This window comes from Bifidobacterium boum, from assembly GCF_000741535.1.
Taxonomy (GTDB): Bacteria; Actinomycetota; Actinomycetes; order Actinomycetales; family Bifidobacteriaceae; genus Bifidobacterium; species Bifidobacterium boum.
In genome coordinates this window covers 89,194-113,500 of record NZ_JGYQ01000007.1, presented here as the reverse complement: position 1 = coordinate 113,500, position 24,307 = coordinate 89,194, and the positions used below count along the sequence as shown (strand labels likewise).

20 protein-coding genes and 1 tRNA gene are annotated in these 24,307 nt (G+C 59.0%); 15 read left to right on the top strand and 6 right to left on the bottom strand.

Features of this window, described 5'->3' with window-relative positions; genetic code table 11:
• The first annotated feature begins 168 nt into the window (after positions 1 to 168).
• From BBOU_RS02005 to BBOU_RS01955, 11 genes are all read left to right on the top strand, one after another.
• A complete protein-coding gene (locus BBOU_RS02005; protein WP_152595576.1) occupies positions 169 to 927 on the top strand; it encodes a hypothetical protein in 759 nt (252 codons plus the stop codon).
• Between the two features lie 48 nt (positions 928 to 975).
• Positions 976 to 2,127, top strand: coding sequence for an amidase domain-containing protein (locus BBOU_RS08780; RefSeq protein WP_081815465.1), 1,152 nt, complete (start codon positions 976 to 978; stop codon positions 2,125 to 2,127).
• A gap of 672 nt (positions 2,128 to 2,799) precedes the next feature.
• Positions 2,800 to 4,101 carry a phosphopyruvate hydratase gene (gene eno, locus BBOU_RS01995; RefSeq protein WP_026502538.1) on the top strand — a complete coding sequence of 434 codons (1,302 nt, stop codon included), beginning with the start codon at positions 2,800 to 2,802 and terminating at the stop codon, positions 4,099 to 4,101.
• Positions 4,102 to 4,207: 106 nt separating this feature from the next.
• Positions 4,208 to 4,780, top strand: coding sequence for an FtsB family cell division protein (locus BBOU_RS01990; RefSeq protein WP_026502537.1), 573 nt, complete (start codon positions 4,208 to 4,210; stop codon positions 4,778 to 4,780).
• A gap of 129 nt (positions 4,781 to 4,909) precedes the next feature.
• On the top strand, positions 4,910 to 5,476 hold the full coding sequence (locus tag BBOU_RS01985) for a DUF501 domain-containing protein (protein ID WP_412677527.1): 567 nt from the start codon (positions 4,910 to 4,912) through the stop codon (positions 5,474 to 5,476).
• 79 nt (positions 5,477 to 5,555) lie between these two features.
• On the top strand, positions 5,556 to 6,587 hold the full coding sequence (locus BBOU_RS01980; RefSeq protein WP_051616634.1) for a Ppx/GppA phosphatase family protein: 1,032 nt from the start codon (positions 5,556 to 5,558) through the stop codon (positions 6,585 to 6,587).
• Between the two features lie 126 nt (positions 6,588 to 6,713).
• Positions 6,714 to 6,795 (top strand) — tRNA-Leu (locus BBOU_RS01975).
• A gap of 505 nt (positions 6,796 to 7,300) precedes the next feature.
• The gene (locus BBOU_RS01970) at positions 7,301 to 7,867 is read left to right on the top strand and encodes a hypothetical protein (RefSeq protein ID WP_051616633.1); all 567 of its coding nucleotides are present in this window, start codon (positions 7,301 to 7,303) and stop codon (positions 7,865 to 7,867) included.
• Between the two features lie 100 nt (positions 7,868 to 7,967).
• A complete protein-coding gene (locus tag BBOU_RS01965; RefSeq protein ID WP_026502534.1) occupies positions 7,968 to 9,428 on the top strand; it encodes an L-serine ammonia-lyase in 1,461 nt (486 codons plus the stop codon).
• 136 nt (positions 9,429 to 9,564) lie between these two features.
• Positions 9,565 to 9,972, top strand: coding sequence for an FKBP-type peptidyl-prolyl cis-trans isomerase (locus BBOU_RS01960; protein WP_026502533.1), 408 nt, complete (start codon positions 9,565 to 9,567; stop codon positions 9,970 to 9,972).
• Between the two features lie 99 nt (positions 9,973 to 10,071).
• The gene (locus tag BBOU_RS01955; protein WP_026502532.1) at positions 10,072 to 10,557 is read left to right on the top strand and encodes a GreA/GreB family elongation factor; all 486 of its coding nucleotides are present in this window, start codon (positions 10,072 to 10,074) and stop codon (positions 10,555 to 10,557) included.
• A gap of 113 nt (positions 10,558 to 10,670) precedes the next feature.
• Here the strand turns inward: BBOU_RS01955 and trhA are convergent, their stop codons facing one another.
• Positions 10,671 to 11,567, bottom strand: a complete 897-nt coding sequence (gene trhA / locus BBOU_RS01950; protein WP_026502531.1) for a PAQR family membrane homeostasis protein TrhA — start codon at positions 11,565 to 11,567, stop codon at positions 10,671 to 10,673.
• A 106-nt stretch (positions 11,568 to 11,673) separates the two neighbouring features.
• Here trhA and BBOU_RS01945 point away from each other — a divergent pair, with 106 nt between their 5' ends.
• Positions 11,674 to 13,161: a sensor histidine kinase gene (locus BBOU_RS01945; protein ID WP_026502530.1), complete on the top strand. Its 1,488-nt coding sequence runs from the start codon at positions 11,674 to 11,676 to the stop codon at positions 13,159 to 13,161.
• 169 nt (positions 13,162 to 13,330) lie between these two features.
• Here the strand turns inward: BBOU_RS01945 and BBOU_RS01940 are convergent, their stop codons facing one another.
• From BBOU_RS01940 to BBOU_RS01925, 4 genes are all read right to left on the bottom strand, one after another.
• Positions 13,331 to 13,609, bottom strand: a complete 279-nt coding sequence (locus BBOU_RS01940) for a WhiB family transcriptional regulator (RefSeq protein WP_015450379.1) — start codon at positions 13,607 to 13,609, stop codon at positions 13,331 to 13,333.
• 65 nt (positions 13,610 to 13,674) lie between these two features.
• On the bottom strand, positions 13,675 to 15,411 hold the full coding sequence (locus tag BBOU_RS01935) for an FtsK/SpoIIIE domain-containing protein (RefSeq protein ID WP_052157524.1): 1,737 nt from the start codon (positions 15,409 to 15,411) through the stop codon (positions 13,675 to 13,677).
• 300 nt (positions 15,412 to 15,711) lie between these two features.
• Positions 15,712 to 17,019 carry an LCP family protein gene (locus BBOU_RS01930; protein WP_026502529.1) on the bottom strand — a complete coding sequence of 436 codons (1,308 nt, stop codon included), beginning with the start codon at positions 17,017 to 17,019 and terminating at the stop codon, positions 15,712 to 15,714.
• 62 nt (positions 17,020 to 17,081) lie between these two features.
• Positions 17,082 to 18,494 carry an LCP family protein gene (locus tag BBOU_RS01925; protein ID WP_033490028.1) on the bottom strand — a complete coding sequence of 471 codons (1,413 nt, stop codon included), beginning with the start codon at positions 18,492 to 18,494 and terminating at the stop codon, positions 17,082 to 17,084.
• A 314-nt stretch (positions 18,495 to 18,808) separates the two neighbouring features.
• Here BBOU_RS01925 and BBOU_RS01920 point away from each other — a divergent pair, with 314 nt between their 5' ends.
• The 3 genes from BBOU_RS01920 to BBOU_RS01910 are packed head-to-tail and all read left to right on the top strand — an operon-like array spanning position 18,809 to position 23,863.
• Positions 18,809 to 19,123: a WhiB family transcriptional regulator gene (locus BBOU_RS01920; protein ID WP_026502528.1), complete on the top strand. Its 315-nt coding sequence runs from the start codon at positions 18,809 to 18,811 to the stop codon at positions 19,121 to 19,123.
• A 31-nt stretch (positions 19,124 to 19,154) separates the two neighbouring features.
• Positions 19,155 to 22,304, top strand: a complete 3,150-nt coding sequence (locus BBOU_RS01915) for a glycosyltransferase family 2 protein (protein WP_026502527.1) — start codon at positions 19,155 to 19,157, stop codon at positions 22,302 to 22,304.
• Positions 22,301 to 23,863 (top strand): DUF5719 family protein, encoded by a 1,563-nt coding sequence (locus BBOU_RS01910; protein ID WP_051616631.1) that lies wholly within the window; start codon positions 22,301 to 22,303, stop codon positions 23,861 to 23,863. Before BBOU_RS01915 ends, BBOU_RS01910 begins: the two co-directional genes overlap by 4 nt.
• Here BBOU_RS01910 and BBOU_RS01905 read toward each other — a convergent pair whose 3' ends face one another.
• Complete coding sequence (locus BBOU_RS01905; protein WP_026502525.1) at positions 23,864 to 24,295, bottom strand: metallopeptidase family protein; 432 nt, start codon at positions 24,293 to 24,295, stop codon at positions 23,864 to 23,866.
• Positions 24,296 to 24,307: the final 12 nt, after the last annotated feature.

Here is a 24,307-nt window from a genome sequence, read left to right as displayed (position 1 = left end):
TTTCAAACCGAATCTAAAGAAATCTTCAGCGTCGTTGCACTGTTGGCGGGCTTCTGCGACGATAACACTATCCGAACATGATCCGGCAGCCGGGAAGCTGATACGCCCCTCCTGCCGTGTGGTCCTGAGGTTCTACGTGATCTCGTTGGAAAGGCGGGGAGACAAGACATGAACCATTCCACAGTCTCGACACCATCGATGCGGCTGACACGACACACGCGTTCCCCACAGCGGACAGCAATACCGGAACATTCCGGGTTGCCGATGCGGATTCTTCGCTTCGCCGCGTGCCTGATTACGGCCCTCGCCTTGGTACTCGCCGTGGTCGCTGTCGACGTCAGCCAATACCTCAACTGGAAGCAACCGCGTTTCGCGCGTCCTGTCCAGACAGCCCAGGCGGCCCATGCTAGCGGTGCGGATACGGGCGTCGCCGCCCACGTGCAACGCTGGCAGGGGCTGGGATATCTCATGACCTCATACACCAATGGTGTGGACGCCTATCGAGCGATGACCCCGTTGACCCGGCGCAACAGCATGTGCGTGACCGATCCGGGGAAGGTCACATCCGCGGTGCACCGTTCGCTGGCCGGCTACCATACGGCCGCGTCAATCGGTTTGGATGACGGGTTCGTCGGTGTGCGTGTCATGGGCTGTGAAGGTGATGACCGCCGCGCGGTCGCCTATGTGGTCGCGGTGGAGCAGGACGCCGATGATGCGAAAACGCTGCATCTGGACAGTTGTGCCGCCGAGCGCGTCACACTGGTCCGGCAGGATGATGGGTCGATCCGCCCGCTGCGCCACGATGACGCTGCCTCGGATCGTTCGCTCGGACGCTGCGAACCTGATGCGCAGTCGAGCGGCCTCATCCCGCAATGGGTCACAACCATGTGGATCGCCGCAGATCGGGATGTGAGCGGTGGTGCGTAGGCATCAGCGCTTCGATATCAAGAAGAAATAACCAATAAAGGAGAAACAATGAAACAGGATAATCACGCACCAAGCGCACGAAATCGCATCAAGCGTACGTTTGGAATGCTCGCCGCACTATGTGCCGCTGCTATGGTGGCGGCGCCAGCCACTGCACAAGAAGTTACTGCGCCTCAAGAACGTGCAAAAGCGCAAAGTTGGATTCAGGCGTTATCGCCTGTTGAATACCGAGGGGTGCAATTATGCCGCACACCCATCATCGCTGAGCTGGGTAGCATTGACTACCCTCAAGCAGAATCGGTGGGATCTGCGACTTATCCGAAACTTTGCGTATTCCACGATCCCCAGCAGGCGATTGATGCTCTTCGCGAGAAAATACCGGAGGCGATGAAACGCATTGAGTCGCAAGAGCGTGTGGAACCGCTAAGTACGGCGAACTGGGTTGAATATCGCGAGGCGTTCAACGCGTATGATAATACGCATGATGCTGGTTCTGCAGGAGCGTTGGATCCGCATACTGAAGCATTGTTCCTGACGTTTTTCGATATTTTCGAGAACTCCAGCGAGAATACGGTGATCACCCAGGCTGCGCAAGTCCTTGACGGAAAGCGAGCGAAGTTGCAACTGGACACAATCAGTGAAGTTGAAACAGAACTTAGCCCTTCTCAAGGCGATGCCGTGTCTGATTCCGTCCAAGGTGACTACTTGCAACAACAGGCATCACCCCTTCGTCAGCTGAATCGACAGAACGAATATCAGTATGCATTTCGTTATGCCGTGCAACCGAATTCGAGCTACCGATACTATAAGGATAACGATTGCACGAATTTCGCGTCACAGATCCGACGTGCCGGCGGAGAGCCGTTCCATCTTCCGACATGGGGATATGCGTCAGGGGGAGGAACAACCGCATGGGTCAATGCCAATGCGTTTTCCAAGTTTTTCGGTTGGAAATCTTGGACCTCTGACCACCGGAAATTCAGCACGTGGTTGGCTCCAGGCGATTTCATAGGTCTTGACCACGGCATCGACGGGAGTTGTGACCATATCGGATTTGTGGTTGCGACGGGAAGCGACCGTGGAAATTACAGAGACTATCAGGTTGCGCAACATTCCAAGAACTATGTTGATTGGGTAAGTTCCAATCAGAATACCTGGGAATGGCAACCTGGCTCGCTCTATATCAGAATCAATTCATGACCGCTCGTACGCAAGGATGTCGTCATTCCTGTGTCGTTATCTAGATTGAAGCGTCATCTCCGTGAAGTGGTATTCACGGAGATGACGCTTGTTGTTGGTGCCATGGGTGATGTGACTCATGGTAAAACGTACATCTCTTACTTGTATACCCCCGTAACTGTAGGGGCATGAAGATTTGAATCGTGCATGCTGTGGCATACGCCGCTTACCAGATATGCGATATTTCGTGTTTCTGCGTGGCGATGCATGTCGTCTCGTATGTCAGGACGTGCAGAATTCGCTGAACGGCATGTGATGTCTCTGTTCCACGCGTCGATGTGTCTGGTTGCGTATGTCATCCCATATACAGCTTGTCTGTTTCCCTGACATATTTGCTGCTGATGATGTTCTGTCATGAGGTGCTTGTCGTGTCATACGAAACTAGACAGGATGTGTGAACGATACATCGGTCCGCAACGCATCACGGACGCATACTGGCGTAATGAAGTTCGCGCAGTGCCTATGGTTTCGTTTCACATATCAGCGCCACGGGATGACACTTCGGTATACTTGCTGGCTATCTCGCACGCGGCTGTGAACGCTCACAGGGAACAGTGAGTGAAATCGACGATATCGTCCAACAATTCCACTATCCTTGACATTGTCATCACAACCTGAGCAAAAGGAGTAGTTGTGGCAGCAATTGAAAGCGTATACGCGCGCGAAATCCTTGATTCCCGTGGCAACCCGACCGTCGAGGTCTATCTTGAGACCGAAGACGGCGCACAGGGCCGCGGCCTGGTTCCGTCCGGCGCCTCCACCGGTGCCGCAGAGGCTTGGGAGCGTCGCGATGGCGACAAGTCCCGCTATCAGGGCAAGGGCGTGCTCAACGCCGTCAAGGCCGTGAACGAAGTCATCGCTCCGAAGGTCATCGGCATGGATGCCGCCGATCAGCGTGCTCTCGACGACACGATGATCGAGCTCGACGGCACCCCGAACAAGGGCAAGCTCGGCGCCAACGCCATCCTCGGCGTGTCCCTGGCCGCGCTGTATGCCTCCGCTGAGTCCGCCGACCTGCCGCTGTACCGCTACATCGGCGGCACCAACGGCCACATCCTGCCGGTTCCGAACATGAACATCATGAACGGCGGCGCTCACGCCGACTTCGCCACCGACATTCAGGAGTACATGATCTCCCCGTACGGCTTCGACACCTATCATGAGGCGCTGCGTGCCGGCGTCGAGGTGTACCACACCCTGAAGAACGAGCTGAAGAAGGACGGCCTGGCCACCGGTCTCGGCGACGAGGGCGGCTTCGCTCCGAAGATGAAGTCGAACCGCGATTCGCTCGACTACATCATGAAGGCCATTCAGGATGCCGGCTATGAGCCTGGCAAGCAGATCGGCATCTGCCTTGATGTCGCGTCCTCTGAGTTCTACGGCAAGGGCGAGGCCGGCAAGTACCACTTCGAGGGTGGTGAGCGTGACGCCGAGTACATGCTCGACTTCTACGAGAAGCTCATCAACGATTACCCGATCGTCTCCATCGAAGATCCGTTCGAGGAAGAGGGCTGGGAAGACTGGGCCGCGATCACCAAGAAGCTCGGCGATCGTCTCCAGTTCGTCGGCGACGACCTGCTCGTGACCAACCCGAAGCGTCTGCAGAAGGCCATCGACATGGGCGCGGCGAACTCCCTGCTCGTCAAGCTCAACCAGATCGGTTCCGTCACCGAGACGCTCGACGCCATCGAGCTGGCGACCGCCAACGGCTACACCTCCATGGTGTCCCACCGTTCCGGCGAGACCTCCGACACCACCATCGCTGATCTTGCGGTTGCCAAGAACACCCGCCAGATCAAGACCGGTGCCCCGGCTCGTGGCGAGCGTATCGCCAAGTACAACCGCCTGCTGGAGATTGAGGACGAGCTCGGTTCCGAAGCCCAGTATGCCGGCTACAGCGCCTTCAAGGCCTGCAAGAAGTACATCGCCAAGTGAGTCTAATCTCACGAGCAATGTGCTGACGGCATGTCTCTAGATGTGCCGCGCATCGCGCAATACCCGTCGTGTTCGCAAGTCGAATGCGGCGGGTATTTTCATCCTTATGGCAACCAGTTCGCGAAAACCGGCGCGTCAGCGCGCACAACAGCAAAGCAAGAATCGCACCAACCGCGGGCCGGTTTCATTCTTCTTCGCGGTCATCATTGTGGTCATTGGGCTGATGCAACTGGTATCCACCTTCCATGATTACGCGATGAACCTATCCGAACTCAACGCGCTCAAGAAGCAGGAAGCGGCCCTTGAAGCGCAAAAACGCGATCTTGAAAACGATATCGCCCGCTGGGACGACAAAGCGTACGTCACCGCACAAGCGAGGGAACGGCTGGGATTCGTGTTCCCCGGGGAAGTATCCGTCCATGTCGAACACCCCGAGGCGGTGACCGGTTCAACCACAGCCAACAGCAAGAACGGCACAACCACGTCAAACGAACAGTCAAGTCTGCCTTGGTATAAGGAGCTCGCATACGCGTTCGAACAAGCTGACGCACCGAAGAAATCCGCTGCCGGATCGACACCAATGGGTGAATCGTCAGGCACAGGCTCCGAGTCCGGCTCGTCGCCATCCGCCGGCGTAACCGCTTCGCCGTCCGCATCATCCTCATCCAAGGCGCAATAATACGGCGATAGAACAATCAGACATCACACAAACGAATTCGACGTTATCATCAGGAGGAATATCATGCCGACACCACCGGCAACAGCATCCGAAGCCTATCAGCAGCTCGAGCATGAGGCTCACCTGCTGATGGACCGACTGATGGCGCAACCGCCAACCGCCAAGGATATCGCGACCGTTCACGCGCAACTCGGCCGTTTCCCCCGCGGTATGGTCGCCGTCGGCGCCCGATGCGTGTGCGGGCGGCCATTGGCGGTGCTGACCCGACCGCTCCTGCCTGGCGGGATCCCATTCCCCACAACCTGCTACCTGACCAGCCCCGAAGCGGTCAAAGCAGTATCCCACGTTGAAGCCGCAGGCGTGATGAAACAGCTCAACGAACGTTTGGCCGAAGACGCTGAACTATCCCAAGCCTACAGTCTCGCGCACCAGAGGTATCTCGCCTTCCGCCATGAGCTCGCCGTACGACTCGGCGACAGTGAAGAACATATCAAAGGAATCAGCGCCGGCGGCATGCCCACCCGCGTGAAATGCCTGCACGCGCTGCTCGCACAGACACTCGTCATGGGCCAAGGCGCCAACCCGATCGGCGATATGACCCTCGAACAGATCCACGACGAATTCAGCCCAGACACCTGCCGTTGCACCACAGTCGTGGACGACGACCAAATCGCACAACTGGCACAGGAACAATAACCGGACACCATACGAGAGCGGCAACCATCGATGCTATTACACGTCTCGATCACCCGCGCACAGGAAAGGAAACGACAGCATGACACAACTCGCATCGCAACAGCAGGGGAGCGCCCAACAATCGGTGACGGTCGCCGGCATTGATTGCGGAACCAATTCCATCCGCCTGAAGATTTCACGCGTCGACGCCAACGGGTACGAGGACATCGTCCCACGCGTACTCAAAGTCGTCCGGCTCGGCCAAGACGTAGACAAAACCCACCGTTTCGCCGATGAAGCACTCGACCGCGTATACACCGCGGCACGGGAATTCGCCCAGATCCTAGCGGAACACCCGGTTGACGGTATCCGCTTCGTCGCCACGTCAGCGACACGCGACGCTGAAAACCGCGCGGAATTCGAAGACGAAATCCAGCGTATTCTCGGCGTGCGCCCCGAAGTCATCCCCGGCACGGAAGAAGCGGCGTTGAGCTTCCTGGGCGCGACCAGCGTCGTCCCACAAGGCGAGCTCGAACCCCCGTACCTGGTGGTTGATTTGGGCGGCGGATCCACCGAACTCGTGCTCGGCGGAGGAGACGAACAGACGGAAACCGATGTCCAGGCAGCATACTCAATGAACATCGGCTCCGTTCGCATGACCGAACGGCATCTGCACACCGATCCGCCGACCCAGCAGGAAATCGATGAGGCGATCGCCGACATCGACGAACATATCGACGAAGCCTTCCGCACAGTCCCTGCCGGCAAGACACGCACCATTATCGGCGTGTCAGGCACAGTGACCACAATGACCGCGCTCGCCATCGGATTGAAGGAATACGACCACTCCGCTGTTGACGGCAAGCGGCTGTCAATCGAAGATGCGGTTGCGGTCGATGACCGATTCCTGCGGATGACACGCGAGGAGCGTCGCACGTACAAGACCATTCACCCGGGCAGGATTGACGTGGTCGGCGGCGGTGCGCTCGTATGGAGCCGCGTCCTCGCCCGCGTTTCACAGGCCGCGTTGGAAGACCATGGTACGGCAATCGATTCGTTCGTCGCCAGCGAACACGGTCTGCTTGACGGCATTGTGTTGGATTACGGCCGTAGGCTGCTTGCTGCACGCTGAGCGGCGTTGCCGCCATCGGTTATGCTCTTGCCGCCATGCCATCGACGGTGTACCGTGCCGCGGCAGGCTGATTTCGTGTATGCCGCGGTGACATCTGGCCGGCGAGCATGCTAGCATAGAACAGTTGCCCCCTTGGCGGAATTGGTAGACGCAGTGGACTTAAAATCCATCGCCTTCGGGCTTGCGGGTTCGAGTCCCGCAGGGGGCACGGTCGTGATGAACCCGTCGGCAACGGCGGGTTTTGTTGTTGATGATGGTTGTCGTACCGTGTCCATCTTATGCCGTTGGCGTGTGGATAATCTCGGCGCTGTGTGATCACCCGGTCGCACGACGGACGGATACCCGCCATACGGCTGCGCAATTGCCGGGTATCTGTCAGCTGTGCGACCGAATCGTCACACCGGAGGACGAAAAGGTCTGCCCATGCCGGCAGCGGCAGCCAACACAGCGTCACCGCTTGATGCCAGCCCGCTCCGTACACGCCGGCCCATGCCGGAGGTCCGCTACCATGATCAGCAAGACCGCCCACCTGCGTCCCCTCCGGCGACCGGCAATGTTTGCCCGCCGCGCCGCCTATAGTGGCAGATAGATATCCCGAGACAAGGCAAGGCATCGGCGAGCTCGCCCGCGGTGCGCCCGCGACCATTCCGCAGGCCCATCGGCGGCAGTCGGCGGCCGTCCACCCAGCCTGGTCGAGAATGAAAAGGAACGTCATGGTCTCGCAAAACAACACTCCTATCCGCAAAGGGAGCCGTCGCGCACCTCTCATCTTCACACAAGCGGTAGTGGTCGCAGTGGTATCCTGCCTCGCCCAATTGTTGTGCGCGCCGGTGTATGTCGGATTGTCATACGATTCTCTCGCCCTGGTACCGTGGTCCGCCATCGCCTGCCTGCTTGCAGTCATGTTCTCGTACACTGTCGGATTCGCCGCCTTGTGGGCGGCGGGCAGAATAGCGCGCAAAGCTCCTGCACCCTGGCGTCCGGTGATCGTCGCGCTGTTCGGGCTGATACTGTTCGGCATCTGGGGGTATCTCGTATTCGCAGCGGCGTTGAACTCAGTGATTGTCCCATTGGGACATGCCGCACTGAGCGGAACCCGGCTGGGAACGATTGGATTCAATTGCGCGGCTGTCGGTCTGGCGTCATTCTTCTGCGCCGCGGTGTTCGGCGAACGATGCGCCGCATACCGGACTTGGGTGTGGGGCGCATTCGCGTGCACTCTGGCGTGCGCCGGTGCCGGCGTGTTTTATGCCGTGCATATTGCCGCGGTACTGTACTGAATGATCGTGCATTGCATGATTGTGTACCGCATAACCGTGAACACTACGCCGACGCGTGCAGCAATATCCGCTGCCGCGATATTGCAGGAGGTGACGCCGCGTGTTCAGCGTGCTTGACTTATTCACCATCGGCGTGGGCCCCAGCTCATCCCATACGGTCGGCCCGATGAAAGCCGCATGCCGCTTCGCCGGCTCTTTGCGCACCTCGGGTATCGTCCACCAAGTCGCCCGCGTACGCACCATTTTGTACGGTTCGCTTTCACTGACCGGCCTCGGCCATGGCACCGACCGTGCGATCATCGCCGGCTTGGAAGGCAATATGCCGGATGATGTCGATACAACATTGTTGCGGCACAATCGCGAGGCATGCGCCCGGACACGACAATTGACACTGCCCGGCGGCAGACGCATCACCTTCGACCCTGACACTGACGTGGTATTTGAAAAGTGGCAGCGCCTCGCCGCACACCCTAACGGCATGCGCTTCCAAGCATTCGACGCTGAAGGCAATCTCCTTGACGAACAGGTGTGGTACTCGATCGGCGGAGGATTCATCGTCCAAGGCAACCCGGAGGATGCGCTGATCGGCATCCATCAGCGCCCGCCCGCAGGAACCGTGTTCGCTGATGCCAAAGAAGAACGCTCGACCAGATTCCCTGACAACGCCCCCTACCATTTCGACACCTGCGACGAGCTGGTGACCTTATGCCAGCGTGAGCATAAGCGCATTTCCGACATTATCTGGGCGAACGAAACCGCCATGCGTCCCGCAGGCGATGTGCGAGACAGATTGCTCGCCGTATGGGAGGCGATGAACCAGTGTGTCCAAGCAGGCTGTTGCAGCGACGAACCCGTACTGCCTGGAGGCCTCGACGTACCCCGCCGCGCGGCAAACATGTACCGTCTGCTCATGTCCACAGGTGACGTGCTGCGACGCAGCCGCCATCGCATCGACGTCATCCTGGAATCTTCGGATGCCGCATGGGTGAACCTGTTCGCGCTCGCGGTCAGTGAAGAGAATGCGGGCGGCGGCAGGGTCGTGACTGCCCCGACCAACGGGTCTGCCGGCATCATTCCCGCGGTGTTGGAGTATTACTGGCATTTCGTTGATGGTGCTGACGAAGATGGTGTGATTCGGTTTCTGCTGACGGCGGGCGCTATCGGCTATCTGTTCAAGCGCAATGCGTCGATTTCCGGTGCTGAGGTTGGCTGCCAGGGCGAGGTTGGTTCAGCGTGTTCGATGGCTGCCGCGGGATTATGCGAAGTGATTGGCGGGACGGTCCAGCAGGTTGAGAATGCCGCTGAAATCGGGATTGAGCATCATCTTGGTCTGACATGTGACCCGGTTGCCGGTTTGGTGCAGATTCCTTGTATCGAGCGTAACGCGGTGGCCGCGAATACGGCGATCAATGCTGTTCGTCTTGCCATGCTCGGTAACGGTTCGCATATCGTTACGCTTGACCAGGCGATTCGCACGATGAAACAAACCGGCGAGGATATGCTGTCCAAATACAAGGAAACCGCGCAAGGTGGTTTGGCGGTCAATGTGGTCGAATGCTGACGGCATGTCAACCACGGTGAGGTGCTGTGCCCTGCGAAGCGTTGCAAAGCGTGCTAATCTAAGTGACATTGTGCTGATGATCCGGCGGACTGCCGGGTGGGAAGCAACGGCACAGTGAGACATCAAGGAGGCAAGCATGGTCAGCAACATGCCCGAGGTCAATGCTGAGTTTGGCGTCACGCCGACGATCGCTTTCCCGACGGATAAGCCGCCGGTGGGATTGAAGTCAATCGAAATCGTGGAGGGTGACGGCCCGATGGTTCGCCGCGGCGATACGGTGACGGTCAACTATCACGGTGTGGTCTGGGGCAAGGATGCTCCCTTCGACTCCAGTTTCGCACGTCATCAGCCGGCGAGTTTCGGTATCGGCGTGGGGCAGGTGATTCGTGGATGGGATATGACGGTTCCCGGCCATAATGTCGGTTCTCGTCTTGTCGTGTCGATTCCGCCGTCGTATGGTTATGGATCCCAAGGTGTTCCGCAGGCGGGCATCGGGGGAGACGACACGCTCGTGTTCGTCATCGATATCATTTCGACGCGCTGATACGCATCGGTTGAGGCGCCGGTGACCGCCGGCGCTTTTTCATGACATGGCTGCCCGGACAATGTGTTGGGCGGCCGAGCATCAAGGTCAGGAGGAACAATGGCCGAGGAAGAAAAGACGATTCTGCTCACGCAGGAAGCTTATGACAAGATGAAGCAGGAGCTCGAGTATCGCGAGGGGCAGTATCGTGACGAGATCACCGAGCGTATCGCTGCGGCGCGCGCCGAGGGCGACCTGTCGGAGAACGGCGGCTATCAGGCTGCCCGCGAGGAGCAGGGCAAGAATGAGGGGCGCATCAACGAGTTGACCGTCAAGCTGCGTAACGCGAAGATTCTTCAGGCGCCGAAGGCCGGTACTGTCGGTAACGGCTCGGTGGTGACGCTTGAGCTCGCTGGCAAGGAGATGACGTATGTACTCGGTTCTCGTGATATCGCTGTCGCGACCGATTACGATGTGATCAGCCCGGAATCGCCGATTGGCGCAGCTATTATGGGTTCTAAGGCCGGGGATACTGTCTCGTATGCGACGCCGACCGGTCGCGAGATTTCGGTGACGATCAAGGATGCGAAACCGTTGCAGTCCTGACATTGTCGCATGGTAATACCGCAAGTGGCCCGGCGCACGCTGAGAAGCGCGCCGGGCCACTGGTATGCCGGCATCCGGGTGTCATCGGATGAGCGTGAAGCCGCAGCCGCCGGTTACCGCAGGTTGCAGATCACCATGTAGATGGCAACCATATGGCACGCGTATCCGGCGATGGTGCCTAAGTGGAAGATTTCATGGAAGCCGAAGACTTTGGGCCACGGATCGGGTTTGCGTAGAGCGTAGACGATGGCTCCGAGGATGTAGCACAGGCCGCCGGAGGCGATGAGGATGACGACTGCTGGGCCGGCTGCTGGGGACACCCAGAACAGGCCCATATAGGTGACGCCTGACACCCCGAAAATGATGTACACGAGCACGTACAGCCAGCGGGGTGCGTTGATCCAGATGACGTGGATGATCATGACGATGGCGGTGCACACCCACATGCTGATGATGATGAGGTCACGCATGCGTGGCTCGAGGGCGAAGGAGACTGGCGTGTATGTGCCGGCGATGAGCAGGAAGATGTTGACGTGGTCGATGCGCCGCAGAATATTGGTGACTGTTGGCGACCAGTCACCCAGATGGTAGACGGCGGAGTTGGTGAACAGCACGAGCGAGCAGGTCATGAATACGGCGCATGCCCATTTCAGGCCGGTGCCGTGCGCCAGACAGATGAGGACGATGCCTGCGGCGAGCGATAGGGGGGATGCGATGGCGTGCAGCCAGCCGCGCATGAGCGGTTTGGGGCGCCCGTGGACGTCAAGCCGTACACGTTTGGCGATTTGGGGGACGGTGATGCCTTCGATTTTCGCCGCTTTGGCTTCGGCTTTGGCGATGACCCGTTCCGCTTTGGCGTCGGCTTTGCTGCGTATGCTGTCTGCTTTTGCCTGGGCTTGTTTTCTGATGGCTTTGGCTTGGGCTTTTTTGGCTCGGTAGTCGGCTTCGGCGACGGTGTCGCGCTGGTGCTGCTGTTGGATTTCGATGGCGGCTTCCTCTTGTTTGCTCATCTTTCACATCCTTAAGGTTACGCTGTCGTAACCTACGTTATCGTAAGTACTGGATTTGTCAACTTGCCGTGCGACGGATTCACGGATGCTGCGTATCATGGAAGATATGGCAGATTTCACGAAGATCCTCGCTCAGCGGACGGACTTTGACGATACCGACCGCGAATGGCTTCATCAGCTCGTCACCGATTGGCAGGTCATTGCGGACTTGAGTTTCGCCGACCTCCTGCTGATCTTGCAAATGCCGGATGGCAAATTCATTGTCGCCGACCAGTGCCGGCCGTCGACGGTGACCACACTGCGCAGTGAGGATGTTGTAGGCAAGGAAGTCGACGAGGAGCTGTCAGGCGAACTCGAGGCAGCTATGCACTCGACCTCGATCTTCCGCTCGACCGTCATGCGCAGCATCGGCCGTTCGACGGTATGCAACGTGTACGCGCCGGTCCGGCATAACGGCAAAACCTTGGGTCTTGTGGTGCGTGAAACCAACATGGCCACTCGTGAATCCAACGGCCGGTATGAATCGGAAAGCATCAACGCCGGCAAGCAGCTGTACGAGATGATTCCCCGCGGCCAGTTCCCATATCATGATCCGGTGATGAACCAGCGGCACAACGCCCGCGTCGCCGACGGGTTCATCATCCTCACGGTCGACGGCATCGTGAGGTACGCCGCGCCGAACGCGGTGAGCTGCTTCCGCAGACTGGGGTCGCTGTCCACCATGCAAGGCCAGTATCTCAGCGAGGTCGGCACACAGCTGTTGCACACCAACGACACGTTCCCTGAAAGCCTGCCGCTCGTGCTCAGCGGCAAGGCGGCAGCGGATTCGGAGCTCGAAGCGAACCGTTCCGCCGTGTCTATGCGATCGCTGCCGCTGTATGACGCCAATGGGCGTGTCGGTGCCATCGTCCTGTGCCGGGATGTGACTGAATTGCGTCGCCGGGATGTTGAGCTGCAAACCAAGGACGCCACGATTTCGGAAATCCACCACAGGGTCAAGAACAACCTTCAGGCGATTTCCGCGTTGCTCAGGTTGCAAGCCCGCAAAACGAAATCGGAGGAGGTCAAGAAGGAGCTTGCCGAGGCACAACGCCGTGTCCAGACCATCGCCATGGTGCATGAGGGGCTCAGCCAGACCGCGGACGAGGTCGTTGATTTCGACAAAGTCATTCCGAAACTGCTGCGGATGAGCGTGAACCTGGCCACCATGAGCGACCAGCATATCGACATCGCGTTCGACGGGTCGTTCGGATTGATGCCGGCGCAGGATGCCACGCCGTTGTCCTTGGTCCTGACCGAACTGGTAACCAACGCCATCGAGCATGGGTTCGAGCATAAGGATTCCGGCCATATTCTCATTCGGGTTCACCGCGATGGCACGCATCTTGATGTCGCCGTCGAAGATGACGGCTCGGGTCTCGACGCCGAAGAAGAGCATGGAATGGCGAAATCCTCCGGTTCCGGATTGGGCACGCAAATCATCAATACCTTCGTGACGAATGATTTCGCCGGCAGTGTCCACTGGGAGCCTCGTGATGGTGGCGGCACCAAGGTCGAAGTGAGTATCAATTTGCGTGCCGCCCAAGCACAATAACCAAGGCCCCAAGACGGTTACGCCGGGTGGCCGTCACAGCGTCCGTCATCAGTCGCGTAACCGGTTTGGAGGCTCGAGTGGCGGATTTGCGCCGCACACTGTATACAAAAACCGGGGTCGGCCGCACACATCAGTGCGGCCGACCCCGGAAACAGCGTATAAGCGGAGTTCAGATTTGCATCTGCATGTTCTGTGAGCGACGTGCGCGCATCGCGCGACGTTTCAGCGCGCGACGTTCGTCTTCGCTCAAACCGCCCCAGACACCGTAATCCTGGTTGGTGTCGAGCGCGCATTTCAGGCATGCGTCGATAACCTTGCAGGTACGGCAGACGGCTTTCGCTTCTTCGATCTGCTGGTAGGCTGCACCCGTGTTGCCAACGGGGAAGAACAGCTCCGGGTCCTTGTCGCGGCATGCGGCTTTTGCCCGCCAGTCATAAGCACTGCTCATTGCTTGTTGCCTTCCTTCGTGCCAAATGAAAACCACTACTAGATAATCACGAAATCGAGGACTTTTCAAGAGGTTGCGCCAACAGAAATGTCATCATTCTGTGGATGTTGATAACGTAAACATTGCGTGATGCTCGCACGGGCGCCGTCAAGCAGCACACATCGCCCGTCTACGGCATAATCGTCGTGACTGAGTTTGGACAGCATCGCCGGCGGTATGCCAAGCATCACATCATGCGCCCGATCCCCAGTCGGGAAGACGATCCTGATCGGGGCATCCTGCACACTGATATGACGCGCCGTCCCCGCCACCAGCGCAACAGTGACATTCCCGTCGCGCAGTCCGGCACGAAGACGGACTGCAGCCGGATCATCATTCAACGGATCGAGCAGTTCGTCAGCATCGTCCGCCACCCACAATTCCCTGATTCCGTGGCGGTGACGTCCCGGAGACATGTGGGGCACACGGGGTAGCGGCGGCATATCACGCCATGCGGTGTCACAGACATCCATGACCCGCAGTCCCACGCGCCGCGCCTCGTCCGCCACAAGGCCCAACACGGAACTTCTGCCTCCTCCAGACCGTCCGATGATGGCGATATTGCCGCGATCCAACCTCAGTCGTGCAACGTGCCACACCGTATCATCATCTTCAATACCAATGGATACCGCCATCGCGGCATCATCGACAACGCTGCGAGGATCGGGCGTTATCGGAAGGACATCCACTACATCGGGCAGGGGAGAGGAGAACAGCGGGGCGGGCTGATGCTCGCCGACAAAACGGCAAGCCAGCATGATCTGGCGGGTCAGCCGCCGGATATCCCCGATAGCGCAGCAGCGGAACGGTTGCAAGCAATCCCCGTCATACCCGTACGCCGCTCCCGGGCAGCGTGGGCTGATTGCCTGTCCTACTCCCGAACCGAGCATCGCGCTGGATTGAACGGCATCATTGACCCTCAAACACACGTGCAAACTGATATTCGCTTTCATGTCGGCACTGACCTGTCCGAGCGGATTTTGCGTGCAAGCGATCAGATGCATACCCAGCGACCTGCCAAGCGACGTGATACGCGTGACCCGGTCAAGATAATCAGGCAGCATGGCACGAACGGCATGGAATTCGTCGGCGACGATGACCAGTCGCGGGGGAGGATTATCCAGCTCATCGAGTGCGGTACAACCGGCTTGTGCGACAAGCTGTTCACGACGACGCAGTTCTCGCTCCAACGCAATCAGTGCACGCGTGGCATGCGCCAGATCCAAGTCGCTGACATTGCCCACGCAATGCGGCAGGGTGGCAAGATGGTGGAAGGTCGCGCCGCCTTTGAAATCCAGAAACACGAAGTTCAGACGTGATGGCGGATTGGCTGATGCCAGCGCCAGACACCATGCTTGCAATAGCACCGATTTACCTGATCCCGTGGTTCCGGCAACAAGGGCGTGTGGCCCTTGCTTGCCGATATCAAGTCGCATCGTATGGCCGTCATGCGCGCATCCGACCGGTACGCGCAACGTAGGGCCGTCCATCCAGCGTCGCACGAATACGCGCCACGCCAGCGGGTCGTCGCCACCGGTCAGCATGTCTTCCAGTACAGGCGGTTGAGGGAGGTCATCGGGGCGGACCGGCGGCGTATGTTCGAGCGACGGAACCTGTGCCGCCTCGTCGACGTCCCCGCTGCGGTGTGTTTCATCGCGCATATTGTCGAACATCAACGCCGCGGAAGCCAGACAGCCGAGCAAACCGGGAATGACCATGATCATCCAAGGCCAGCGACCTTCGAGGCCCATCATGACAGCCATCGCACATTGTGCTGCAGCTGGGGCGAGTGCGCTGGAAACGAGCAGGATGCGTCGCCGCCTGCCCCTGTTCGCCTCCCTGCGTTGCCGGCGATCCGCCGCCGCGTGTGTGCGTGTGCGTGGCCGCAAGTGTGGAGCGGGGTGAGCTGTTCGGTTGTTGGAAGCGTTCATTCCCTCAGCATGACGGGAAATCCTTCTGTCATGCAACCGGTCCGGCAAATGTGGACAGAGGATGAGGCAGACACCGGCACTTGCCTTGCGCGTTGGCCGTTTCCGATTGCTCCTGAGTGTTTCGCCGAAACGTCAGTTGGATGATGATTCCACCAAGGTGCCGACATTGCCTGGTGCATGTGTGCCCGCCGCCAGCTCACTGAACAGCGTGAGATTCTTGTCATCGTCCAGCAGCACACAAGAGCCGACGCCGGAAACATAATATCCCGGGTCGGTCCAGTACACGCTTCCGGTCACGCCTTTGGAGCTTGACGCGTTGCGGAATGCCGTAACCATGGACAACAACGTGGTGGGCGTGGTGTCATCATCGACGCTGACCGATTGCAGTGCCGCTTTCGCGACCTTGGACGTGGTGCTGAATTTTGTGAGTGTCGAGGACGACGTCGCCTTGTTCATAATGGCGCCGATGACCTGCCGCTGCCGGGCGGCTCGACCAAAATCACCGTTCGGATCGGAATAACGCATGCGCGAGAATGCGAGTGCGGTGCCACCGTCGGCGACATGGCATCCGGACTGCCACACCATGCCGGAATTCGGGTCGTTCACCGTATGGTCGTAGCACAGTTCGACACCGCCGAGCGCATCCACTACATGCATGACACCACCGAACTTCACCATGGCGACATGGTCGATTTTCTGTCCGGTGATGGTTTCGACCGTACTGACCAACCGCTTCTTGCCATAGAACTGGTAGACGGCGTTGATTTTCATTGATTTGCCGTTGATTTTCACCAGGGAGTCTCGTGGAATGGAAATCAGCGAACTGGCACCGTTTTTCGGTTTGGTCAGTACAAGAATCGTATCGGTACGGGTTCCGGTGACATCAGTGTAGGATTCCTGGACCGATCCGTCGCGCTCGTCAGAACCTAAAATCAGCCACGATGTTGCCTGTCCACGCTCCGTGTCACTGAGCCACGCTGATTTGTCGAGGTTGCTGTTCACCCAGTTGTACGTGAAAGCGGCTGCGGCGATGAGCACCACCAGCAACGCTACAAGTAGTCTTCTGAACACTGTACCGGCGCTCGCATGGCTTCGAGATCTGCGGGAACGTCGAACACCGTTCGTCGGACCCGGTTGCGGCGATACGGAATACACGTGCTCGTTGTTGGTTGCATTGCGTGACGAACCGCCGGAAGCGCGCGCGGATTTCCGTTGCTGATACTCGTAGTCGTCGGCATCGGCGGCGCTGTGGGGCACAGATGAGGATGACCGAGAACCGGATGATCTGGCGGAAGTGGGGGAGAAGCTGGGTGGCACGACTTGACCGGTCGCCGGCTGGGCTGTCGTATCCGGGCGGACACGATGCTTCGGGGTTCCCGCGGGCAAGAAGCTGGGCGGTTGGCTGTTGCCTGCTTCCCACTGCGATGATCCCTGCGCCATACGACCTCCTGTCAATACGTGCTAACTGTTACTCAGCGCGGGCGTTCCGCGAGGGATTTGGGTCATTCCTCCGCATTAACCGCACATACGGTGGCGTTGAGGTACCGGTCGGCGATACCAAGATACTGGCCGGTAACCGGGTCGGTGATTGTGCCGTTCTTCTTGTTGACGATGCCCCCGGTGTTCGGGTCGATCAGAGTGCCGTCAGCCTTGGTGATCAATCCGGTGGTCGGGTTGACGGTTTCAGTCGGTGACGCCGAAGCGGACGCGGAGGCTGAATCAGAAGCGGTGTCATCCGATGCGGACGGACTGCTGCTCGAGTCCGACGCGGACGAATCATTCGAAGTGGCTGAGGAGTCATCTTGGGTCAAGGGCTTCTCCTTGCGCAGTTTTTCCCACACGTCATCGGCGTTCGACGCCCATACGACGCGGTTGATATCCTGCGACCACGGAGTCACCGGGATGGTCTGCATGTACAAGTGGGTCGGATCAAGGTCTTTCATGCTCATCGCCAGCCCGACCAAGGTGGAGGCGTTGGCCAGTCCCGAGCTGATACTCAGCGCACTCAACGCGGTTTTTGCCAGCTGGTAGAGCTGGGAGCTTTGCGTGAACAGGTTCTTTGACAACGCTTCTTTGATGATTTCCTTGACCAGATACTGTTGGCGCGTGGTACGCATGATATCCGATCCGTCGGTGCCGGTGCCATGGCGCATACGCGCATACTCGGTGGCGGTGGTCCCGTCAAGATGCTGCAAGCCCGGCTGCAAATCAATGCCGGTGGTCGCGTCCTTCGTTGCGACAGGGATGCACACGTTCACCCCGCCAAGCGCGTCGACCATATCGCGCATGCCCGCGAAATCAGCGATGATAACGTTCTGGATATCCAGTCCGGTCAACGAATTGACCGCCGCCATCGTGCAGCTGCCAGCTGAGGCGAGATCACCGCCCTTGGCGTACGCCGAGGCGAAAATCGAATTGAACATCACGTTGTAGCGTGCAGGCACGGTGCCTTTGGTGGTTTGGCAGCTTGGCGCGTTCACAATCGAATCGCGCGGGATGGAGACAAGATTGATATAGGAGCGGTCCGCGCTGATTTGGACGACCATGGCGGTATCGGACTGATGATTTTCCGAATCGCCCGGCCCGCCAAGTGCTTTATTCGCTTCGCCTGAACGGGTATCCTGCCCCAAGACCAGAATGTTGATGACTTGCCCCGCGTTGGGGTCGACAACGGTGTCTTCTGTACTTCCCGACTTCTGCGGGATGATGGTGAGTTTGTTCACGTCAATGGCATGGTCGAAGTCGTACCAGGTCGCTGCTGCGGCACTGCCGGCGAACACCAGAACGGCCGCGACTACGCTGACCACCACGGACCGCGTCTGGTGGCGTACCCGATATCCGAGGCTGTGGCGCGGCTTGGGCTGATTCCAACCGTTGAGGTTCGGGAGCTTCTGGTTGCTGCGATGAGATGTCACGCGTGAGACCTTCCTGTGTGCGAGTCAGCCTTGGCCGATCAGTGGACTGTCTTGTTCTTCTAACCCAAGAGATTGTAGACCATTGTCATGATGAATCCCCTCGATTCTCGAGCATTGACTGACCATACCGGCAGATTCTCAACGGTATTATCACAACTGTGCGCGGGGCATCACACCACCCGGATACGCCCGCTCGTACGCGCCCGTATACCCGATAACGGGGGGAGAAAGGGGCGGAAGGCTTGAAAAATCAGGCAAATGGCGTGTAGTGTGGGAACGTGCTGAATGCTCGACGATGATCAAGGAGGAAAACAATGTGGGATGCATCTCGTGATTCCGCCGGCAAAGGGGCTGGGGATGCGCATGTCCAGTATGATGCTTGGGGACTATTCGGCGGCACCGATACGTTGTCTTGGCGGCAGCGGGCGCTATGCTCCCAAACTGATCCGGAAGTGTTTTTCCCGGAAAAAGGCGGGTCTACACGTGACGCCAAGCAGGTGTGTGAATTATGCGAGGTGCGCGAACAGTGCCTGGAATGGGCGATCGACCATGACGAGCGCTTCGGTATTTGGGGTGGAATGAGTGAACGGGAGCGTCGGCAGGTCAAGAAGGAGCGTCGCTGCGCCTGAGCTTACGCCCCTTTGCGTACACTATAGAATTATGGATTTCACAGGCAGCAACGACATCGAACAGTTGGTCGCCGGTGTTCTGGCTTCTCGCGCGTATACGCACCGTCAGGATGTCGACAACTCGGTGGCGGCGGTCATCACCGTCGAGGACGACAAGCGATTCCTTCCGCAGACCTTATCGGCGGTGTTCGCGCAAAGCATGCTGCCTTCGGTTATTGTCATCGCCGATTGCACGGGTCGCCTTGAGCGACCGGTGCAAACATCATTCGATGTGATTCCCATGCCGTCAGGTCCGGCGACACACCTGCCGGACACGAAACGGGTGTACGTGCGTATCGTGCCGGTTTCGGGGGCCAAATCATTCTCGCAAGCGGTATCATTCGCGGCGGCGGCGGCAGGGCTTGACCCGTCGGTCCGTTGTCTGTGGATGCTTCACGACGATTCCCGCCCCGCGAACAACCAATGCTTGGAATCCATGCTTGAAACATGGCGCAATGCGCCCACGGCATCGATTCTGGGCGCCAAACAGCTTGATTGGCAAGGAGACAATCTGCATGATGTCGGCCGATACGCCGGTCATCATCGCCTGTACTCGCTTGTCGTGGACGGCGAGCCTGATCAGGAACAGTATGACGGCAGGCAAGATGTCTTCGCCGTCTCGCTCGCCGGCGCTCTCGTTCCTGTGGATACGTTGCGAACGCTCAACGGCATCTCCCCGTGGTTTGGCACCTTCGGCGAATCCGCTGATTTCTGCCGGCGCGTATGCCTCAGTGGAGGCCGTGTCGTCGTCGTGCCTGGCGCGAAAATCGCACATCGCAGGGCGCGGTTCGAAGGAATCCGCACCAGAGGCGGCCAGGCGCTCGATGAGGAGGACCGACAGAATACTTCACTGCCACGCATGCGGGCGGAACAACGGTACGCGTACACCGATATCCGGATGGTGTGGTGGCTGCTGTGGTGGCTGTGCAGTATTCCTATGGCCGTCGGCAAAGCGGTGATGAAGCTGTTCGCCAAACAGCCGCGCGACGCTGTCAGCGAGCTGGCTATGCCTTGGTCGGCGATTCTGTCGTTCCCCCGCGCCATCAACGCGCGGCGGCAAGTAGTCGGCCAAACCAAAGTCACCCCGTCCAGACTCGGTGTTCTTATCGCCGACAGGCAGCAGATCGCGCGTTGGCATGACCGGCGCAACGCCATGGACAGCCAACGCCACATGGTGCTGCTCAGTCCTTTGGCCAAAGCGCATTTGCGTCAGCGGCTAATCAGACGGTGGGTCGGCGCTGTCCTCATGATGATTGCGGTCACCGCAGTGGTGGTCGCTACACAATGGCAGCTCATCCGCTCGTTCGCCATGGGCGGGACCTTGTATTCCGACCAATGGCTGGCGACGGGCGCATCATGGCGCCAACTTGTCGAATCTGCCACGACACAATGGGTGTACGGCGATGGTGTCGGACGTTCGGCGCCTCCTACGCCATGGCTTCTGGTGCTTATGGCGGCTTCAGCGTTGACGTTCGGCCACGTGGCGACGGCGCTGAGCCTGATTTACTGTCTTTGCGCGCCTTTGGCGGCGTTGTCGTTTTGGGCGCTGGCAGGTATTTTCACGCGTTCTGATGCAGTGCGTATCGCGGGCGGATTCCTGTGGGTCGCGTTCGCCGGCGCATTGGGGCTGTTCCAATCGGCGAATCTTGCCATGCTCACCATGATGGTGTTCCTGCCTGCCGCGTTCGCCTTCGTATTCCGTGCGGTCGGCATGTATCATACGGAAGATCCGATGCGGCCGAAAGCCTCGATCCAGGCTGCGTCGTGCGCTGCGCTCTGCTTTGTCGTCGTGGTGTTGTCTGAGCCTCAGACTTTGCTCGCGTTGACGCTCGCTTTCCTGATATTCCTGATTGTGGTGCCGAGCCATCGCACGATGCTGCTGCTGATTCCCGTTCCTGCGGCATTCGCGGTGGCTCCGACCCTGTTGAACGCCATCCATTACGGTCAGCAAGGTGCGTGGCGGCAGCTGTTCGGCGATATCGCGGTCCCGGTTCGACAGGTCAATGGTGCGCCGGCTGCGTTGAGCCTCACGCAGATTGTGTACCGCGCATTCGGCGTGGATACGGATGTCGTGTGGCGTGGTGGTGACCCGCAATCCATGCTGCGTGCCGGCATGCTGTTCGCGATGCTCGTCATTGTCGTATTCGCTGTGATTTCACTGTTGCTTCCGTTCGCGTTGCGCTCTTCAAGGATGATGTGGATTGTCGCAGTGTGCGGCACAGCGTTGGCGATGGTATCCTCCCGCGTTACGGTGGCTGTTGATGCCGACGGCCAAGTGGCTGGATCCGTGCTGCCGGGTGTCGCATTGGCCATGGTCGCTTTGCTGTCATGTGTCTGTCTGGTCGCGGGTGGGGCCGTGCAACGATTCCGCTTGTTGCGCTCATCCTTGGGATCGGAGGAGACTGCGGCGCATGCGCAACCGGGACAGTCGCGGCATACGACATCCTTGGTGCGCGGAGCGCGTGGCATGCTCGTCATTGTCATGGTGATGATCGCTGCGGCGTGGGGCAGCTTCGCCGCACTGGCCATTCCCTCGCAGCATGCCGGGGCGAGTACGGGGGGCTTGCCGGCGGTCGCCGTGGATTATCTCAGGAACAACAGCGATAACCGCATTCTCGCTTTACGCGCACGTACTGATAGCGCTATCGAGTATGCGGTGATGCGCACCGGCAAGGGCGATCTGCTTGACGCTTCGCCCGCTACAAGAGCGCAAATCGTTTCCGGGGAAACGGATGCGACCGCCGATACGCTGGCCAAGGCCAGCGCCGCCTTGCTGTCTGGGTCGAATGATGATGCGATCACCACGATCGGAAAACTCGGATTCGGTGGTATCTTTGTTGTTCCCGACACCAGTGATGCTGCGGCGAAGAACGCCACATCCGGCTTGATTGCCAATATCACGGCGTGCGATGGTGTCCAAACCGTGGTCAGCGCCGACAGCGGCACATACTACCGGGTTTCGATGAACACTGACAGCGGGACGACGCAACGTATCACCACGACGCGGCAGCGCCGGGCGCAAGCCAGCGTCTGGCGTCGGCTCTGGCTGTGGTGTCTTGCGATCATCATGGTGGGGTACTGCTTGGTTGCGTTGCCCCGGCCGGGCTCCGGACTGATGCGTGACGATGAGGAGGAAGCATGAGTGACAGACGCGCCGATCGACGCCGCTTGGAATCCGGCCACCGGCGGGCCGCAAACGTGCGCAGGACCGTTGTGATTGTGCTGACCACGCTGCTGATTGCGGCATTGGTCGCGGCATTGGCATTGTTGAAGCCGGCTGACGGACTGGTAGACAAGCCTGCGGTGTCTGGCGCCTCCATGGTGCAACATGTCAGCCAGACCGAATACGGCCTGTATTGTCCGCGGCAAATGGCATTGGCTGATGACACGAATTTCGGTGACAGCGAATATCAGGCGACTGCCGGCGATATCGCATCATCCGCCTTGGCCGCCGCTTTCGGGTCAGTATATTCCGCCACCGCATATGATTATCCGATCGCTGACGCACAGGATGATCAGGCGCGGCAGTTTTCCAACAGTGACATGTTGGATTCGGCGAATGTGAAAACACTTGCCGGCGATGTCGCGAACAATGCCCAATATATCGATGCCAAACTCTTGGAAGCGAAATCCGGTACGGGTGTCGCCGGTGCGGTGGCGACATGGGCGACAACAGGTGATCTTCGTGGCGCGTCCGCGGCTTCCTGCGTCACCACCGCGTTGTCGAACTCTTTCCTGCTGCCTGCGACCGATACCGGAGTGACCGAACAGCTCGTTGTGGCCAATCCGTCGCAGAAGGCGACTTCCTTGGATATCGCCGTGTATGGGACCAAACATTCCGGCAAGTTGTCCCTGTCTACGCGAAGCACGCTGACCGTCCCCGCAGGTGGACAAGCGACGTGGGATGTCGCTGCTGCCGCCCCCGGACAGGATGGCGTCTATGTCACGGTGTCAAGCAAGGAAACCCCGGTCGCTGCGACCGTCAACGTGGTGCGTGCCGACGGTTTGAAGCCCCAAGGGTCGGATATTGTCACGCCGCTGGGTGACTTCTCGGATAATCTGGCGATGCCAGGTATTCATGCAAATGACAAGGTAACCGCTTTGGTGTATGCGCAACGTACGGCGACGGTGACTGTGTCGTGGATCACCACGGACGGGAAAATCGAAGCGAAAACCGTGTCCGTTCCCGCCAAACGGGTGTCAGCCATCGATTTGGGACAAGCCCCGGCCGGTACGGTAGCATTGATTGCGAACGCTTCCGCGCCGATTTCGGTACAGTCGACGATTACGTTGGGCTCTTCCAGACAGGCGGATGTCGCGTTCATTCCCGGACGGGTACGTCAACGGCATACCGCGGTGGCCATCCCAGCGTCGATGACGGCGCAGCTTGATATTGTCAACACGTCCGACACACCGGTCACGGTGACGATGCGCGGTTATGATGCGAGCGGCAAACCTACTGGCGTCAAGCGTGCGGATATTGCGCCGACCGCGGCGGCAAGCGTACGCCCCAAGGATATCGGCGATAATACCCAGCTGGTGACGATGAGCTCAAAAGCGGCGGTGACATGGGGAGCACGGTTGACCAATGATGCGCTGGCAAAGGCGAATATCGCGCAAGTGGCATATGTGTCCGCCTCATCATTGGAACCGCAAAGCCGTGAAGTGGTGACGATCAACGATCAGCGAATCGTCCACTGATCATCCCAAACCCCATTCCGGGTCGATTTCCTCCGGCCTGCGACCGTATAATTCCGCCAGACGGCTGACCAGTTCGTCACGGATGGCGGCCTGCAGATCCATGCGGGTGCGTGCATGCATCTGCATGGGCATGCGGTACAGCACGATACGGGCGGGCGTGCCGCGTCCAGCGGTGAAGCATTGTGACGACAGGTCGGGATCGGTCTGCCAAGGAGCGGGGTCGGACGGTGGAACATCTTCGACCGCGAACTGGACCGGACGCATCAGATCCGGCCATGCGCCACTTAATCGACGTAACTGGGCAGCGACCATATCGTCAAACATGCCGCTTTTCGTCCTGTACCGGGGGATTCGTACGCCGAACATCGGGGTACGCATCCCGCGACCGTGCCTGTTGCGGTATACGTGTGATTGCCATGGAGCTCGAAGCATGTCGTCAACTGT

Excerpts from the sequence above, each read along its gene's own strand:
- BBOU_RS01960 (WP_026502533.1), top strand. The coding sequence starts at position 9,565 with ATGGTCAGCAACATGCCCGAGGTCAATGCTGAGTTTGGCGTCACGCCG.
- BBOU_RS01945 (WP_026502530.1), top strand. The coding sequence starts at position 11,674 with ATGGCAGATTTCACGAAGATCCTCGCTCAGCGGACGGACTTTGACGAT.
- BBOU_RS01980 (WP_051616634.1), top strand. The coding sequence starts at position 5,556 with ATGACACAACTCGCATCGCAACAGCAGGGGAGCGCCCAACAATCGGTG.
- BBOU_RS01910 (WP_051616631.1), top strand. The coding sequence starts at position 22,301 with ATGAGTGACAGACGCGCCGATCGACGCCGCTTGGAATCCGGCCACCGG.
- BBOU_RS02005 (WP_152595576.1), top strand. The coding sequence starts at position 169 with ATGAACCATTCCACAGTCTCGACACCATCGATGCGGCTGACACGACAC.
- BBOU_RS01955 (WP_026502532.1), top strand. The coding sequence starts at position 10,072 with ATGGCCGAGGAAGAAAAGACGATTCTGCTCACGCAGGAAGCTTATGAC.
- BBOU_RS01930 (WP_026502529.1), bottom strand. The coding sequence starts at position 17,019 with ATGGCGCAGGGATCATCGCAGTGGGAAGCAGGCAACAGCCAACCGCCC.
- BBOU_RS01970 (WP_051616633.1), top strand. The coding sequence starts at position 7,301 with ATGGTCTCGCAAAACAACACTCCTATCCGCAAAGGGAGCCGTCGCGCA.
- BBOU_RS01915 (WP_026502527.1), top strand. The coding sequence starts at position 19,155 with ATGGATTTCACAGGCAGCAACGACATCGAACAGTTGGTCGCCGGTGTT.
- BBOU_RS08780 (WP_081815465.1), top strand. The coding sequence starts at position 976 with ATGAAACAGGATAATCACGCACCAAGCGCACGAAATCGCATCAAGCGT.
- BBOU_RS01990 (WP_026502537.1), top strand. The coding sequence starts at position 4,208 with ATGGCAACCAGTTCGCGAAAACCGGCGCGTCAGCGCGCACAACAGCAA.
- trhA (WP_026502531.1), bottom strand. The coding sequence starts at position 11,567 with ATGAGCAAACAAGAGGAAGCCGCCATCGAAATCCAACAGCAGCACCAG.
- BBOU_RS01935 (WP_052157524.1), bottom strand. The coding sequence starts at position 15,411 with ATGGCTGTCATGATGGGCCTCGAAGGTCGCTGGCCTTGGATGATCATG.
- BBOU_RS01940 (WP_015450379.1), bottom strand. The coding sequence starts at position 13,609 with ATGAGCAGTGCTTATGACTGGCGGGCAAAAGCCGCATGCCGCGACAAG.
- BBOU_RS01985 (WP_412677527.1), top strand. The coding sequence starts at position 4,910 with ATGGACCGACTGATGGCGCAACCGCCAACCGCCAAGGATATCGCGACC.
- BBOU_RS01920 (WP_026502528.1), top strand. The coding sequence starts at position 18,809 with ATGTGGGATGCATCTCGTGATTCCGCCGGCAAAGGGGCTGGGGATGCG.
- BBOU_RS01905 (WP_026502525.1), bottom strand. The coding sequence starts at position 24,295 with ATGCTTCGAGCTCCATGGCAATCACACGTATACCGCAACAGGCACGGT.